Source organism: Helicobacter ganmani (genome assembly GCF_003364315.1).
In the GTDB taxonomy this organism is placed as follows: Bacteria; Campylobacterota; Campylobacteria; order Campylobacterales; family Helicobacteraceae; genus Helicobacter_D; species Helicobacter_D ganmani.
In genome coordinates this window covers 135,459-149,676 of record NZ_NXLS01000002.1, presented here as the reverse complement: position 1 = coordinate 149,676, position 14,218 = coordinate 135,459, and the positions used below count along the sequence as shown (strand labels likewise).

The window sequence follows — 14,218 nt, the reverse complement described above, 5'->3', positions numbered from 1 at the left end:
GATGGCAAGTATTACAGATATTAAATCCATTATGTATACCGAGAAGTCTTTGAAACTTCAAGAGCAAAGTGTTCTTGTAGTGCAAACTTCTCCAAAATTGAGTAAAACACAATTAAAAGAAGTGTTTAAAGAATATTTTGGTGTAACGCCTTTGTCAATTAATTCTTTGAGACAAGAAGGGAAAGTTAAGAGATTCCGTGGTGTTATTGGCAAAAGAAACGACTTCAAGAAGTTTTATGTGAAGCTTCCAGAAGGCGCAAAAATTGAATCTTTGGCAGTTTAAGGAGTAAAAAATGGCAATTAAAACTTACAAACCATACACTCCGAGTAGAAGATTTATGAGCAATCTTAGTTCAGAAAATATTACTGCAAAAGCTAGTGTAAGAAAGTTATTGGTTAAACTTCCTGTGCATGCAGGACGCAACAATAATGGTAGAATCACAAGTCGCCATAAAGAGGGCGGAGCAAAAAAACTCTATCGCATTATTGACTTTAAGCGTAATAAGCACAATATTGAGGGCAAAGTCAGCGCGATTGAATACGATCCTTATAGAAATTGTAGAATTGCATTAATTAACTACAAGGATGGCGAAAAACGATATATCATTCAACCTAGCGGTTTAAAATTGGGAGATACGATTATCTCTGCAGAGGGTGGATTAGATATTCGTCTTGGTTATGCAATGAAGATTAAAAATATTCCAATTGGAACGGTGGTTCATAATATTGAAATGTATCCTGGACGGGGAGGACAACTTGCAAGAAGTGCAGGAGCTAGTGCGCAATTAATGGGTAGAGAGGGTAAATACTCTATTCTAAGAATGCCAAGTGGTGAAATGCGTTATATTTTAGGTGAATGTATGGCAACAATTGGAACCGTTGGAAATGAAGATTTTGCAAATATCTCTATTGGTAAAGCGGGACGCAATCGTCATTTAGGTATCCGTCCGCAATCAAGAGGTGCAGCGATGAACCCAGTAGATCACCCACATGGTGGTGGTGAGGGCAAAACAGGTTCTAGCGGACATCCAGTTTCTCCATGGGGTATGCCGGCTAAAGGCTATAAGACACGTAGAAAGAAAGCAAGTGATAAGTTGATTATCTCAAGAAGAAAAAAATAAGGAAAGTAAATGGCTAGATCAATAAAAAAAGGTCCTTTTGTTGATGAGCATTTAATGAAAAAAGTGCTCAAAGCAAAAGAGGCAAAAGATAATAAACCAATTAAAACATGGTCGCGCAGAAGCACTATTGTGCCTGATATGATTGGCTTTACTTTTAATGTGCATAATGGTAGAGCTTTCGTTCCTGTTTATGTAACAGAAAACCATGTTGGTTATAAGTTGGGCGAATTTGCTCCCACAAGAACTTTTAAAGGACACAAAGGCAGTGTCCAAAAGAAAATTGGCAAATAAGGGAGATTCAAATGAGTAAAGCATTATTAAGATATATTCGTTTATCTCCTACGAAAGCAAGATTGATTGCAAGGGAAGTTCAAGGAATGAATGCTGAATTAGCGATTGCTTCATTGGAATTTATGCCAAATAAAGCGGCAAGAGTGATTTCTAAAGTAATCGCATCGGCAGTTGCAAATGGTGGCTATGAGGCTGAAAATGTAATTGTCTCTTCTTGTAGAGTAGATGCTGGTCCTGTGCTTAGACGTTTTACACCAAGAGCAAGAGGTAGAGCAACTCCAGTTAGAAAACCGACTTCACATATTTTTGTAGAAGTAGCACAAAAAAGTAAGGATAAGTAATGGGTCAAAAAGTTAATCCGATTGGTCTAAGACTTGGTATTAATAGAAATTGGGAATCAAGATGGTTTCCTTCATTTGCTAGCGCACCACAAAATATAGCCGAAGACCATAAAATTAGAAAATTCTTGAAAAAAGAGCTTTATTATGCTGGCGTGAGTGATATTTTGGTGGAGCGCACCGCAAAAAAAGTTCGCGTAACGGTAATCGCTGCTCGTCCGGGTATTATTATTGGAAAAAAGGGCGCAGATGTTGAAAAACTCAAAGAATCTCTAAAAAAGATTGTTAATAAAGATGTTTTTATTAATATTAAGGAAGTAAAAAAACCACAAAGTAATGCACAACTATCCGCAGAAAGTGTTGCTACACAACTTGAAAGACGCGTTGCTTTTAGAAGAGCGATGAAAAAAGTAATGCAAGGTGCAATGAAATCTGGCGCAAGAGGAGTCAAGGTTCGTGTTTCTGGTCGTTTAGCTGGAGCTGAAATGGCAAGAACGGAATGGTATATGGAAGGTAGAATCCCACTTCATACTTTGAGGGCAAAAATTGATTATGGTTTTGCAGAAGCCTTGACAACTTATGGGAATATAGGTGTAAAAGTTTGGATTTTCAAAGGTGAGGTATTGCAAAAAGGAATCCAAGCAGACAAACAAAGTGAAGAGGGCGAAGAAAAATCCAATCGTCCGACAAGAAAAAGAAGGGGGCAATAAACTATGTTAATGCCAAAAAGAACAAAATATAGAAAGCAAATGAAAGGACGCAATCGCGGAAAGGCATTTCGCGGAACCTCCTTAGCATTTGGTGAATTTGGAATTAAAGCTTTAGAACATGGAAGAATTGATTCACGCCAAATTGAAGCGGCTCGTATTGCTATGACACGTGCAACAAAGAGAACAGGAATGGTTTGGATTCGTGTTTTCCCTGATAAACCTTTGACTGCTAAACCTCTTGAAACAAGAATGGGTAAAGGTAAAGGTGCGGTAGATAAATGGGTAATGAATATTAAACCGGGTAGAATTATTTATGAAATGGGTAGTGTAGATGAATCTCTTGCAAGAAGTGCATTGGCTCTAGCCCAAAGCAAACTCCCTTTTAAAACAAAAATTGTAACAAGAGAGGGTGAAAATGAAATATACTGAGATTAACACAAAAACAATTGAAGAGCTAAATGCTCTTTTGAAAGAGAAAGAGACATTTTTATTTGAGCTAAATTTGAAGTTAAGAACAATGCAGCTTACAAATTCAAGTGAAATAAGAGTTGCAAAAAAGGATATTGCAAGAATCAAAACAGCTCTGAATGCTAAAAGGAGGGCACAAGTATGAGTAATGTGCAACCGCATAAAAGGATTATTGCTGGAAAGGTTGTTACAAAAACTGGCGATAAGAGTGTAACGATTTTAGTAGAAAGGCGCGTTACACATCCAAAATATAGAAAAATTGTTAAAAGATTCAAACGCTATATCGTACATGATGAAAACAATAGCGTAAAAGTCGGGGATGTGATTGAAGCAATTGAATGCAAACCAATTTCCAAAAGAAAGGCTTTCTCGCTTCATAAAGTTGTATCTGTAGGAGTTGAATTATGATTCAAAGTTTTACACGTTTAAATGTTGCAGATAATAGTGGCGCGAAAGAAGTTATGTGTATTAAAGTTTTGGGTGGAAGCAAAAGACGTTATGCAACGGTGGGTGATGTGATTGTTGCTTCTGTAAAAAAAGCACTTCCAAGCGGAAAAGTTAAAAAGGGTCAGGTTGTAAAAGCGGTTGTTGTTAGAACAAAAAAAGAATTGCATCGTGAAGATGGTGCTTTAATTCGTTTTGATGATAATGCCGCAGTGATATTGGATAGCAAAAGAGACCCTATTGGAACGCGTATTTTCGGACCTGTTGGAAGAGAAATTCGTTATGCTAATTTTATGAAAATCGTATCATTAGCACCGGAGGTATTGTAATGGCAAAATTTAAAATTAAGAAAGGTGATTTAGTAGAAATAATTACTGGTGATAAAGAGGACAAAGGAAAGAAAGCAAAAGTTTTACAGGTATTGCCTAAAACTTCACAAGTAATTGTAGAGGGTTGTAAGATTGCAAAAAAAGCTGTAAAGCCAACGGATAAGAATCCTAAAGGCGGTTTTATCAATAAAGAAATGCCAATTCACATTTCAAATGTCAAGAAAGCGGAGGACTAATTTATGTTTGCTTTAAAAACTGCCTACAAAAATGAAATTAAACCAAAGTTGGCAGAGGAATTGGGGATTAAGAATCCTATGCTTTTGCCAAAATTAGAAAAAATTGTAATTAGTGTGGGTGCAGGTATGCATGCAAAAGATACCAAGATTATGCAAAATATTGCCGACACCATTTCATTAATTGCAGGACAAAAAGCAGTGATTACGATTGCTAAGAAGTCTGTTGCAGGGTTTAAAATGCGTGAGGGAATGCCTATGGGAGTCAAAGTTACTTTGAGAGGAAATCAAATGTATAACTTCCTTGAGAAGCTTATCGTGATTGCACTTCCAAGAGTAAAAGACTTTAGAGGAGTTCCTCGCAATGGATTTGATGGGAGAGGAAATTATAGCTTTGGCGTGAATGAACAACTTATTTTTCCAGAAGTCGTTTATGATGATATTATGGTAAGTCATGGTATGAATATTACTTTTGTAACTTCAGCCGCAAATGATAAAGATGCGTTTAAGTTGCTTGAGCTTTTTGGCTTACCTTTTGCAAAAGGAAGAAATAATGGCTAAAAAATCTATGATTGCAAAAGCAGCAAGAGCACCTAAATTCAAAGTTAGAGCATATACAAGATGTTCTATTTGTGGAAGACCACATTCTGTTTATAGGGATTTTGGTATTTGTCGTGTCTGTCTCCGTAAAATGGGAAATGAAGGTCTAATACCCGGACTTAGAAAAGCAAGCTGGTAAGGAGAAGATATGGTAAATGATATTATTGCGGATTCTTTGACGAGAATTAGAAATGCAAGTATGAGACGCTTGGATACTACAAACTTATATTATGCGAAAATAATAGTTTCTATTCTTGAGGTTTTTCAAGCAAAAGGTTTTATTGAGGGCTTTAAAGTTATAGAGAAAGACAAAAAACATTCTATTAATGTTGTTTTGAAGTATGACGAAAAAGGACACACTGTAATTAATGAAATTACAAGAATCTCGAAACCGGGAAGACGCGTTTATAAGGGTAGAAATGAACTCAAACGTTTTAAAAATGGTTATGGAACAATTGTTGTAAGCACAAGCAAAGGCGTGATTGCCAACGATGATGCTTATAGGGCAAATGTGGGTGGTGAAGCCCTCTGCAGTATTTGGTAGGAGTATTTAATGTCAAGAGTTGGGAAAAAACCTATTAGCATTCCAAATAGCATTCAAGTGAGCGTAGAAGGGAGCAAAATAGTTTTTAAGGGTGGCAAACTTACAAAAGAGCTAGAGACTTATGGGCGCGTAGGTATTGCATTAAAAGATGGTGAATTAACTTTCGCATTAAATGGTGAAAATGCACAAGCAAAAGCTTATTGGGGAACATATAGGGCTTTAGCAAATAATATCGTAGTAGGTTTGACTGAAGGTTTTACAAAACAATTAGAGATTAATGGTGTGGGTTATAAGGCAGCGGTAAAAGGCAAAGTTTTAGAGCTTGCACTCGGATTTTCTCACCCTATTAACTATGATATTCCAGAGGGTATTGAAATTTCTGTTGATAAAAATCTTGTAACCATTAAAGGTGCAGATAAGCAACAAATTGGGCAGATTGCGGCTGAAATTAGAGAGTTTAGACCACCAGAGCCTTATAAGGGTAAAGGTGTAAAATATACTGATGAGCGTATTATTCGCAAAGCGGGTAAAACTTCTAAAAAGTAAGGATAAATAATGACAAATAAAATTATTAACAAAAAAAGAAGTTTAAGATTTAAAAGGAAATTAAGAATCCGTGCCAAAGTTTTTGGAAGTGCTACAACTCCTAGATTAAGCATTTTTCGCTCCAATAGATATTTTTATGCTCAAGCCATTGACGATACAAAAGGCGTAACTTTAGTCAGTGTAGATGGTAAAAAAATGGGTTTAAAAAACAATAAAGAAGATGTTAAAAAAATTGCTGTTACATTAGCAGATAGTCTTAAGAAAGCAAATATTACAGAAGTGCTTTTTGACAGAAATGGCTATTTGTATCATGGTGTTGTTGCAAGTTTTGCCGATTCTCTCCGTGAGAATGGAATTAATTTGTAGGGGATAATATGGAAATCAATAGAGAAGAGTTTGAAGAATATGTTGTAAATATTGGACGCGTAACAAAAGTTGTTAAAGGAGGTCGTAGATTCCGCTTTAATGCTTTAGTAGTCGTAGGAAATAAGGCTGGATTAGTAGGATTTGGGCTTGGCAAAGCAAAAGAAGTTCCTGATGCAATTAAAAAAGCTATTGATGATGCCTTTAAAAATATCATCAAAGTAAATATTAAAGGCACAACGATTGCGCACGATGTGCAAGAGAAATATAATTCTAGCGTTGTTTTGCTAAAACCAGCAAGTGAGGGAACGGGTGTTATTGCTGGTGGTTCAGTTCGTCCGGTATTAGAAAAGGCAGGGATTAAGGATATCTTGACAAAATCATTAGGTTCAAATAATCCTTACAATGTTGTGCGTGCCACCATTGAAGCCCTTTCCAAGGTTAAAGCGTAAAGAGGAGAGAGTATGGCATTAGAAAATCTAGCACCTGCAAAAGGTAGTGTTAAAAAAATTAAAAGAATAGGACGAGGACAAGGAAGTGGTATGGGCAAAACCTCTACAAGAGGTGGTAAAGGTCAAACTGCAAGAACAGGCTCCAAACAAAAAAGAGGTTTTGAGGGTGGGCAACAGCCTTTGCAAAGACGACTTCCAAAAGTTGGTTTTACAAGTCGTGCAGTTAAACCTTATGTGATTAATGTAGAATTCATTAAAGCAATTATGAAACTAGAAGAAATCACTTTTGAAACCATTAGAGCGATTCATAAGTTTCCGTCTTATACCACAAAAATCAAATTAATTGGTGTAAATGCTAAGAATCTTACATCAAAAATTAAAGATGAAAGAATCACAACGAGCGGACAAAAATAATGAACAAGACAATCGTCAATAAGATTCTTATTACTTTAGGCTTTCTTTTAGCCTATCGTGTATTGGCTTATGTTCCTGTTCCGGGCGTTGATACGACGGTGATTAAAGCTTTTTTTGACAACAATGCCTCCAATGCTTTGGGGTTATTTAATATGTTTAGTGGTAATGCAGTAGAGAGACTTAGTATTATTTCTCTTGGAATTATGCCTTATATTACGGCTTCTATTATTATGGAACTCCTTGCTGCGACATTTCCAAATCTTGGCAAAATGAAAAAAGAACGTGATGGAATGCAAAAATATATGCAAATTATACGTTATACCACCGTTGCGATTACATTGATTCAAGCCATTGGTGTTTCTATTGGATTAAAAAGTTTAGGCACAGGAGCAAATGGCGCAATTATGATTGATATGAATGTTTTTATTGCTATTTCTGCTTTTTCTATGCTCTGTGGAACAATGCTGTTGATGTGGATTGGAGAACAAATTACACAAAGAGGCATTGGCAATGGAATCAGCTTAATTATCTTTGGGGGAATTGTGTCTGGAATCCCAAGTGCAATCGCAGGGACATTTAACTTGGTGAATACAAATCAAATTAGTTGGCTTGTGTTGTTGTTTATTGCTGTGGTTATCGTGGTAACTGTTGCTAGCATTATTTTTATAGAATTAGGAGAGCGTAGGATTCCTATTTCTTATTCTCGTAAGGTAGTTATGCAAAATCAAGACAAACGCATTATGAATTACATTCCTATTAAGATGAATTTAAGTGGAGTGATTCCACCCATTTTCGCGTCGGCTCTTTTAATGTTTCCTAGCACAATTCTGCAAAGTTCTTCTAATAGCATCGTAATGCAAATTGCTGATTTTTTGAATCCTAATGGTTATTTGTATAATGTGCTGATGTTCTTTTTGGTAGTATTTTTTGCGTATTTTTATGCTTCTATTGTATTTAATGCTAAAGATATTTCAGAGAATCTTAAACGTCAAGGTGGATTTATACCTGGCATTAGACCGGGCGAGGGCACAGCGAATTTCTTGACGGAAGTTGCAAATAAATTAACCTTTTGGGGTGCTTTATATCTAGCAATTATTGCAACTTTGCCGTGGGTTTTAGTAAAGGCTTCCGGAGTTCCATTTTATTTTGGAGGAACAGCTGTTTTGATTGTTGTTCAAGTTGCAGTGGATACAATGCGCAAAATTGAAGCTCAAATTTATATGAATAAGTATAAAACACTTAGTGCAGTGGGATTATAATGTCAATTGCAATTAGAAAACCACCTGAAATTGAAGCTTTAAGGGCTGCAAATAGAATTGTAGGTAAAACTCTAAATCATCTCAAAAGTCAAATCAAGCCCGGTATTACTTTAAAAGAATTAGACCAAATGGGAGAAGAAATGATTCTCTCCTGCGGAGCAACCCCATCTTTTAAAGGGCTTTATGGATTTCCCGGTTCCATTTGTATTTCTGTTAATGAAGTTATTATACACGGAATCCCAAATGATTATAAATTACAAGAGGGAGATATTGTAGGGCTTGATATTGGCACACAGCTCAATGGTTGGTATGGTGATGCGGCAATTACTTGCGGTGTAGGCAATATTTCTCAAAGCGACGAGCGGTTAATTGCTTGTTCTAGGGACGCCTTATATTTTGCTATTAGTCAAATTAAAGTAGGTATGCATTTTAAAGAATTAAGTGCTCTGATAGAGCAATTTATTTTGGATTATGGTTATGTTCCTTTGCATGGTTTTTGTGGGCATGGAATCGGTAGAAAGCCTCATGAAGAGCCGGAGATTCCTAATTATTTGGAAGGAAAAAAAGCTAAGCAAGGTGATAAAATCAAAGAAGGAATGGTTTTTTGTATTGAGCCGATGATTTGTCAAAAGGAAAGCGAGCCTTTCATTTTGGAAGATGATTGGAGTGTAGTTTCGGTAGATGGATTAAGGGGGAGCCATTATGAACATACGGTGGCAATTATTAGGAATAAAGCTGAAATTTTATCTTTGGAATAAAAGAGGTCAAAAGGAAAATAAGTGGCAAAAGATGATGTAATTGAAGTAGATGGAATTGTAAAGGAAGCTTTGCCAAATGCAACCTTTCGTGTGGAGCTTGAAAATGGACATATTATTTTATGTCATATTGCTGGACGTATGCGAATGCATTATATTAAGATTCTACAAGGCGATAAAGTGAAGCTAGAATTAACTCCTTATAGCTTAGATAAAGGAAGAATTACTTTTAGATATAAGTAGTTTTTAATGAGAATTTAAATATAATCCGCTCTTTATTGCAAAAATTAAACTTGAATCTAAAGTGTTAAATTGCAACATAGTCGTTTGGGTGGTGTTGGATAAGCCTTTGAGGACTATAAACTCAATGCCTATTGAGAAATGGGAAGTGATAAATTTTTTTTAAAACATTCCAAAGGCATAGTTTAGATATTTTCTAAATGGGACGCTAAAGTATTATAATAAGGCATTTGCCTTTGAAGTTAGGAGCAAGCTATGAAAGTGAGACCTTCTGTCAAAAAAATGTGCGACAAATGCAAGGTTATTAAGAGAAAAGGCGTGATTCGAGTGATTTGCGAGAATCCAAAACATAAACAAAGACAAGGATAAAAGGAAATATAATGGCGAGAATTGCTGGTGTTGATTTACCCAAAAAAAAGAGAATTGAATATGCTTTAACCTATATTTATGGTATTGGTTTAAAGACATCAAGAGATATTTTAAATGCTGTAAATATCTCTTATGACAAAAGGGTTCAAGACCTTGGTGAAGATGAAGTTTCTTCTATTGCTAAAGAAATACAATCTCATCATATCGTAGAGGGTGATTTGCGCAAAAAAGTTACAATGGACATTAAAGCTCTTATGGATTTAGGAAACTATCGTGGTCTTAGACATCGTAAAGGTCTGCCTGTTCGCGGTCAAACAACAAAAAACAATGCAAGAACACGTAAAGGCAAGAAAAAAACTGTTGGTAGTGCATCAAAATAGGAGTAAATAATGGCTAAAAGAAATGTAAATAAAAAAAGAATTGTTAAGAAAAATATTGCAAAAGGAATCATTCATATTTCGGCTGCTTTTAACAATACAAGCGTAACCATCACAGATGAAATGGGAAATGTTATTTGCTGGAGCACAGCAGGTGCATTAGGTTTTAAAGGAAGTAAAAAATCAACTCCTTATGCTGCACAACAAGCAGTAGAGGATGCAGTTTCCAAAGCAAAAGAACATGGAATCAAGGAATTGGGAGTAAAAATTCAAGGTCCAGGTAGCGGTAGAGAAACTGCAGTAAAAAGTTTAGGAAGCATTGAAGGCATTAAAGTTTTATGGTTTAAAGATGTTACACCATTGCCACACAATGGTTGTCGTGCGCCAAAACGAAGAAGAGTGTAAGGAGAGATAATGGCTAGATACAGAGGTCCTGTTGAAAAAATTGAAAGAAGATTTGGTGTTAATCTTGCACTAAAGGGCGAGCGTAGATTAGCAGGGAAAAGTGCATTAGATAAACGTCCTTATGGTCCGGGACAACACGGGCAAAGAAGAGGAAAAATTTCAGAATATGGGATTCAGCTTCGTGAGAAACAGAAAGCAAGAATGATGTATGGAATCTCTGAAAAACAATTTCGTTCAATTTTTGTTGAGGCGAATCGTTTAGAAGGTAATACGGGAGAGAATCTCGTCAAACTAATTGAAAGAAGATTGGATAATGTTGTTTATAGAATGGGTTTTGCTACAACGAGACGTTTTGCAAGGCAACTTGTTGTGCATGGACATATTCTTGTAAATGGCAAGAAAATAGACATTCCTTCCTCTCTTGTAGGAGTAGGACAAAAGATAGAAATTTGTGAAAAAAGCAAAAAAAATCCACAAATTCAAAGAGCGATTGAGCTAACAAAGCAAACAGGAATCGTTCCTTGGGTAGATGTGGATCAAGATAAAGTATTTGGAATCTTTACACGCTTACCAGAAAGAGAAGAGGTAGTAATTCCAATTGAAGAAAGGCTCATTGTTGAGTTGTATTCTAAATAATTTGTAGGAAGGTGTTAGTATGAAAAATATTAAAACTTCTCCACATGTTCCAACAAAAATTGAAGTAAAAGAAATTAGCGTCAATAGAGTTCAAATTATTGCCTATCCTTTTGAATCAGGGTATGCTATTACTTTGGCTCATCCTTTGCGTAGATTATTGCTTGGAAGTTCTGTTGGTTTCGCTCCTATTGCGTTGCGAATTGCTGGTGTGGCGCACGAATTTGATTCCGTGCGTGGTATGGTAGAAGATGTATCGCATTTCATTGTGAATCTTAAGACAGTTCGTTTTAAGAGTAAAGATGAAAACGAAAGTATCAGCGTGGATTATAAATTTATAGGTCCAAAGGTTATTACAGGTGCAGATTTGGCTAACGAATTAGTGGAAGTTGTTACTCCAAATATTCATTTGGCAACCATTAACGAAGATGCAGTGTTGAATTTTTCTATTGTAATTTGTAGGGGAATTGGTTATGTGCCAAGTGAAGAGATTCGCAATCAAGTGCCAGAAGGTTTTATGCCGCTTGACTCTTATTTTACACCCGTTACGAATGTTACCTACAATACTGAAAATATACTTGTAGAAGATGATCCAAATTATGAAAAAGTTATTTTTGATATTCAAACCGATGGTCAGGTAGAACCGCTGACAGCTTTCAAAAATGCTTTAAGTGTAATGCACAAACAAATGGCTATTTTCAATACAGAACTTAACATTGAAGTGCCAGAAATCAATAATGGAGATGAAGATCATCCAGAAATTAAAACATTGTTGCAAACTATTGATAGTTTGAATTTTAGTGCGCGTTGCTTTAACTGCTTAGACAGGTCAGGCATTAAATATCTAGGAGAGCTCGTGCTTTTGAATGAAGACCAAATTAAAAACATTAAAAACTTAGGTAAAAAATCTTTAGATGAAATCACCACAAAGCTAGATGAACTAGGTTATCCTGTGGGTAAAGAAATTCCAGAAGATTTGGTTGCGCTACTTAAGAAAAAATTTTCTAACTAAAAAAGGATAAGAAATGAGACACGGACACGGATATAGAAAGCTAGGAAGAACAAGTTCTCATAGAAAAGCTTTACTAAAAAATCTTTCAATTGCTTTAATTGCTAGCGAAAAGATTGAAACTACATTGCCAAAGGCAAAAGAATTGCAAAGCTATTTTGAAAAACTAATTACAAAAGCAAAAAAAGATGATTCTATGGCACATCGTTTGGTTTTCTCTCATTTGCAACATAAAGATTCTGTGAAAAAATTAGTCAAAGAGATTGCACCAAAATATTCTAACAAAAATGGTGGTTATACAAGAATTATCAAAACAAGAATGAGAGTAGGCGACGCTGCTCCTATGGCAATCGTAGAACTTGTATAGCTTAGATTGTGCATTGGTGCTTTTGGGATAAATCCTCCCCTAAGCACAAAATGCTAATATGTTATCTCACAACAATACTTGCACAATAGTGCGGAAACTTAATTTTTTCTCTTTATTTTTGTCCTCAAATGCCGATATAGTCTATACAATTCTATTTAAGGAGTAAGTAATGGCAGTGCAAATTGGCGATATTTATGTTTCACAAGCGGCGTATGACTATGTGAAAAGCCAAAAGTTTGGCGATATACAAGGAGTGCAAAAGGATTCTAGTGATTCTACTTCCAATGCACTTTTAGGTGAGCTTGTAGTTAAATATTCAAACCTTAATTTTAACTCCAATGAGCAAAAAGGCTTGAATAATCTTAGTATTGCCCCAAATATTTTAAAAGAAATGGCAGATGACCCCAAAGTGCGTGAGAAATATGAAGCATTGATTTATGATATAAATGAGCTTGCCAAGAATCCTATTAAAAAAGACTTATTTGGTGGCGAAATTGAAACAAGTGGATTTGTGATTAATGCCGATGGGAGCGTAAGCGGTTGGGCTGTTAGTCGCTCTAAGAGTGAATCTAGCGAGAAAAGCTACATAGAAAAAATGTTAGAAGAGCTAGAAAAAATTCGTAAAGAACGAGAGGAAAGAGAGGGGAGGCAAGAGGATTTTTCAGTAAATTTCACACTAAATATGAAAGCTTAAAATTTTAAAATATGGAATTGCATTACACTTGCTATATTATTCAAATGTAAGTGTCGCAATCTATAATCTCTCGCAAATTAAAAACATTTGTTACTCGTCTTTACGAGGTAATGCCAAAAGCAATCCATAGTTAAAATCTCACTTTGTAAGATTTCATTGTAAAGTTTTATTTATGCAATATTATAGATTGGTTCGCTCGTAAGGACAGCAGAAAGTCATTTTTATGTTATGCCTTTGGGCGGAATGCTTTGATAATCTTTTCATCTGTTTCAAGGTAACTTGCACCGATTAAATCAAGACAATAGGGAATCGCAGGAAAAACTGCGTCTAGGCATTCGCGGATAGATTTTGGTTTGCCGGGCAGATTGACGATTAGGCTTTTACCCCGCACACCTGCGCTTTGACGCGAAAGAATAGCGGTTGGGACATATTTTAAACTTACTTGGCGCATTAACTCACCGAATCCCGGAAGTATTTTTTGGCAAACTGCCTCTGTGGCTTCCGGTGTTACATCACGTGGTGCTGGTCCTGTCCCACCTGTTGTTATAATCAAATCACAAAATTCCCTATCGGCTAGTTCTATTAGATTATGCTTAATCTCCTCCAAATCGTCCCCAATCACACGATAAACACATTCAAATGGCGTGATTAAGTATTGCTCCAAAGTTTCCTTAATTGCTTTGCCTGATATATCCTCATAGATTCCCGCACTTGCTCTATCGGATAGGGTTAAAATACCGATTTTTGCTTTTTGTTTTGTTGTCTCTATCATTTAAGATTCCTTTATGTTTATATCAATCCATTCTAAAATTTCTAAGGTATTATTCAGATTTAAAAGGGGTAGGGCGTAGGATTCTAGGTTAGGAATACTAGAATCTGTCGCAATGGCTTGAATATAAGGCAGGAATCGCGTATCAAAGGAATCTCTAGCAACACAGATTCTAGGAAAGGGCAATGTTTTTAAGCCCTCTACAAAAAGATAATCATAATCTACAAATTGTCCCACAAGGGATTTTATGCTTAAGGCTTTGTGGAATCGCAAGGTACTTTGCGTTGCCCCTAAAATTGCGACATCAGCACCCGTTTGGTAAAAACGTGCAGAATCCTTGCCCTCAACATCAAACATTGCCTTATCCTTTGGGTCGTGTTTGATGATTCCTACGCGTTTATTTTGCGTCTTTAGGTGCAGGGATAACTTCTCAATAAGGGTTGTTTTGCCGCTATTGGAATTTCCTGTAAATGCGACTATTTTCATTT

Annotated in this window: 29 protein-coding genes; 27 read left to right on the top strand and 2 right to left on the bottom strand. The window is 36.0% G+C overall.

Annotated features, from left to right (window positions below; genetic code table 11):
• Position 1: 1 nt before the first annotated feature.
• From CQA43_RS02775 to CQA43_RS02645, 27 genes are all read left to right on the top strand, one after another.
• Entirely contained in the window at positions 2-283 is a 282-nt protein-coding gene (locus tag CQA43_RS02775) for a 50S ribosomal protein L23 (protein WP_006801862.1), read from the top strand.
• Between the two features lie 10 nt (positions 284-293).
• The gene (rplB, locus tag CQA43_RS02770; protein WP_115551092.1) at positions 294-1,121 is read left to right on the top strand and encodes a 50S ribosomal protein L2; all 828 of its coding nucleotides are present in this window, start codon (positions 294-296) and stop codon (positions 1,119-1,121) included.
• A 9-nt stretch (positions 1,122-1,130) separates the two neighbouring features.
• Positions 1,131-1,412, top strand: a complete 282-nt coding sequence (rpsS, locus tag CQA43_RS02765; protein WP_115551091.1) for a 30S ribosomal protein S19 — start codon at positions 1,131-1,133, stop codon at positions 1,410-1,412.
• A gap of 11 nt (positions 1,413-1,423) precedes the next feature.
• Positions 1,424-1,753, top strand: coding sequence for a 50S ribosomal protein L22 (gene rplV, locus CQA43_RS02760; RefSeq protein ID WP_115551090.1), 330 nt, complete (start codon positions 1,424-1,426; stop codon positions 1,751-1,753).
• Positions 1,753-2,460 carry a 30S ribosomal protein S3 gene (rpsC, locus tag CQA43_RS02755; protein ID WP_115551089.1) on the top strand — a complete coding sequence of 236 codons (708 nt, stop codon included), beginning with the start codon at positions 1,753-1,755 and terminating at the stop codon, positions 2,458-2,460. The genes rplV and rpsC overlap by 1 nt, the downstream gene beginning before the upstream one ends.
• A gap of 3 nt (positions 2,461-2,463) precedes the next feature.
• On the top strand, positions 2,464-2,889 hold the full coding sequence (rplP, locus tag CQA43_RS02750; protein WP_115551088.1) for a 50S ribosomal protein L16: 426 nt from the start codon (positions 2,464-2,466) through the stop codon (positions 2,887-2,889).
• Positions 2,876-3,073, top strand: a complete 198-nt coding sequence (rpmC, locus tag CQA43_RS02745; RefSeq protein ID WP_115551087.1) for a 50S ribosomal protein L29 — start codon at positions 2,876-2,878, stop codon at positions 3,071-3,073. The genes rplP and rpmC overlap by 14 nt, the downstream gene beginning before the upstream one ends.
• Complete coding sequence (rpsQ, locus tag CQA43_RS02740) at positions 3,070-3,336, top strand: 30S ribosomal protein S17 (protein ID WP_115551086.1); 267 nt, start codon at positions 3,070-3,072, stop codon at positions 3,334-3,336. Before rpmC ends, rpsQ begins: the two co-directional genes overlap by 4 nt.
• Positions 3,333-3,701 (top strand): 50S ribosomal protein L14, encoded by a 369-nt coding sequence (gene rplN, locus CQA43_RS02735; RefSeq protein ID WP_026943275.1) that lies wholly within the window; start codon positions 3,333-3,335, stop codon positions 3,699-3,701. The genes rpsQ and rplN overlap by 4 nt, the downstream gene beginning before the upstream one ends.
• The gene (gene rplX / locus CQA43_RS02730; RefSeq protein WP_115551085.1) at positions 3,701-3,937 is read left to right on the top strand and encodes a 50S ribosomal protein L24; all 237 of its coding nucleotides are present in this window, start codon (positions 3,701-3,703) and stop codon (positions 3,935-3,937) included. Before rplN ends, rplX begins: the two co-directional genes overlap by 1 nt.
• A gap of 3 nt (positions 3,938-3,940) precedes the next feature.
• A complete protein-coding gene (gene rplE, locus CQA43_RS02725; protein ID WP_115551084.1) occupies positions 3,941-4,495 on the top strand; it encodes a 50S ribosomal protein L5 in 555 nt (184 codons plus the stop codon).
• The gene (locus CQA43_RS02720) at positions 4,488-4,673 is read left to right on the top strand and encodes a type Z 30S ribosomal protein S14 (RefSeq protein ID WP_115551083.1); all 186 of its coding nucleotides are present in this window, start codon (positions 4,488-4,490) and stop codon (positions 4,671-4,673) included. Before rplE ends, CQA43_RS02720 begins: the two co-directional genes overlap by 8 nt.
• A 9-nt stretch (positions 4,674-4,682) precedes the next feature.
• A complete protein-coding gene (rpsH, locus tag CQA43_RS02715; RefSeq protein ID WP_115551082.1) occupies positions 4,683-5,078 on the top strand; it encodes a 30S ribosomal protein S8 in 396 nt (131 codons plus the stop codon).
• A gap of 9 nt (positions 5,079-5,087) precedes the next feature.
• Positions 5,088-5,624 carry a 50S ribosomal protein L6 gene (gene rplF / locus CQA43_RS02710; protein WP_115551081.1) on the top strand — a complete coding sequence of 179 codons (537 nt, stop codon included), beginning with the start codon at positions 5,088-5,090 and terminating at the stop codon, positions 5,622-5,624.
• A gap of 9 nt (positions 5,625-5,633) precedes the next feature.
• Complete coding sequence (gene rplR / locus CQA43_RS02705) at positions 5,634-5,990, top strand: 50S ribosomal protein L18 (protein WP_115551080.1); 357 nt, start codon at positions 5,634-5,636, stop codon at positions 5,988-5,990.
• Between the two features lie 8 nt (positions 5,991-5,998).
• Positions 5,999-6,439 (top strand): 30S ribosomal protein S5, encoded by a 441-nt coding sequence (gene rpsE / locus CQA43_RS02700; RefSeq protein WP_026943282.1) that lies wholly within the window; start codon positions 5,999-6,001, stop codon positions 6,437-6,439.
• Between the two features lie 12 nt (positions 6,440-6,451).
• A complete protein-coding gene (gene rplO / locus CQA43_RS02695) occupies positions 6,452-6,853 on the top strand; it encodes a 50S ribosomal protein L15 (RefSeq protein ID WP_115551079.1) in 402 nt (133 codons plus the stop codon).
• Positions 6,853-8,112 carry a preprotein translocase subunit SecY gene (secY, locus tag CQA43_RS02690; RefSeq protein WP_115551078.1) on the top strand — a complete coding sequence of 420 codons (1,260 nt, stop codon included), beginning with the start codon at positions 6,853-6,855 and terminating at the stop codon, positions 8,110-8,112. The genes rplO and secY overlap by 1 nt, the downstream gene beginning before the upstream one ends.
• Entirely contained in the window at positions 8,112-8,870 is a 759-nt protein-coding gene (gene map / locus CQA43_RS02685; protein ID WP_115551077.1) for a type I methionyl aminopeptidase, read from the top strand. The genes secY and map overlap by 1 nt, the downstream gene beginning before the upstream one ends.
• Positions 8,871-8,891: 21 nt before the next feature.
• A complete protein-coding gene (infA, locus tag CQA43_RS02680) occupies positions 8,892-9,110 on the top strand; it encodes a translation initiation factor IF-1 (RefSeq protein ID WP_026943286.1) in 219 nt (72 codons plus the stop codon).
• 252 nt (positions 9,111-9,362) lie between these two features.
• A complete protein-coding gene (rpmJ, locus tag CQA43_RS02675; protein WP_005022299.1) occupies positions 9,363-9,476 on the top strand; it encodes a 50S ribosomal protein L36 in 114 nt (37 codons plus the stop codon).
• Positions 9,477-9,487: 11 nt separating this feature from the next.
• On the top strand, positions 9,488-9,856 hold the full coding sequence (gene rpsM / locus CQA43_RS02670) for a 30S ribosomal protein S13 (RefSeq protein ID WP_115551076.1): 369 nt from the start codon (positions 9,488-9,490) through the stop codon (positions 9,854-9,856).
• A 9-nt stretch (positions 9,857-9,865) separates the two neighbouring features.
• Entirely contained in the window at positions 9,866-10,258 is a 393-nt protein-coding gene (rpsK, locus tag CQA43_RS02665; protein WP_115551075.1) for a 30S ribosomal protein S11, read from the top strand.
• 9 nt (positions 10,259-10,267) lie between these two features.
• A complete protein-coding gene (rpsD, locus tag CQA43_RS02660; protein WP_115551074.1) occupies positions 10,268-10,894 on the top strand; it encodes a 30S ribosomal protein S4 in 627 nt (208 codons plus the stop codon).
• Positions 10,895-10,913: 19 nt separating this feature from the next.
• Entirely contained in the window at positions 10,914-11,903 is a 990-nt protein-coding gene (locus CQA43_RS02655) for a DNA-directed RNA polymerase subunit alpha (RefSeq protein WP_115551073.1), read from the top strand.
• A gap of 13 nt (positions 11,904-11,916) precedes the next feature.
• A complete protein-coding gene (gene rplQ, locus CQA43_RS02650; RefSeq protein ID WP_115551072.1) occupies positions 11,917-12,267 on the top strand; it encodes a 50S ribosomal protein L17 in 351 nt (116 codons plus the stop codon).
• Between the two features lie 169 nt (positions 12,268-12,436).
• A complete protein-coding gene (locus tag CQA43_RS02645; protein WP_115551071.1) occupies positions 12,437-12,961 on the top strand; it encodes a DUF6033 family protein in 525 nt (174 codons plus the stop codon).
• Between the two features lie 226 nt (positions 12,962-13,187).
• On the opposite strand, the gene mog is transcribed toward CQA43_RS02645, so the two are convergent.
• Both mog and mobB read right to left on the bottom strand, forming a co-directional pair.
• Positions 13,188-13,733, bottom strand: a complete 546-nt coding sequence (mog, locus tag CQA43_RS02640) for a molybdopterin adenylyltransferase (protein WP_115551070.1) — start codon at positions 13,731-13,733, stop codon at positions 13,188-13,190.
• Positions 13,734-14,216 (bottom strand): molybdopterin-guanine dinucleotide biosynthesis protein B, encoded by a 483-nt coding sequence (gene mobB / locus CQA43_RS02635; RefSeq protein WP_115551069.1) that lies wholly within the window; start codon positions 14,214-14,216, stop codon positions 13,734-13,736.
• Positions 14,217-14,218 lie beyond the last annotated feature (2 nt).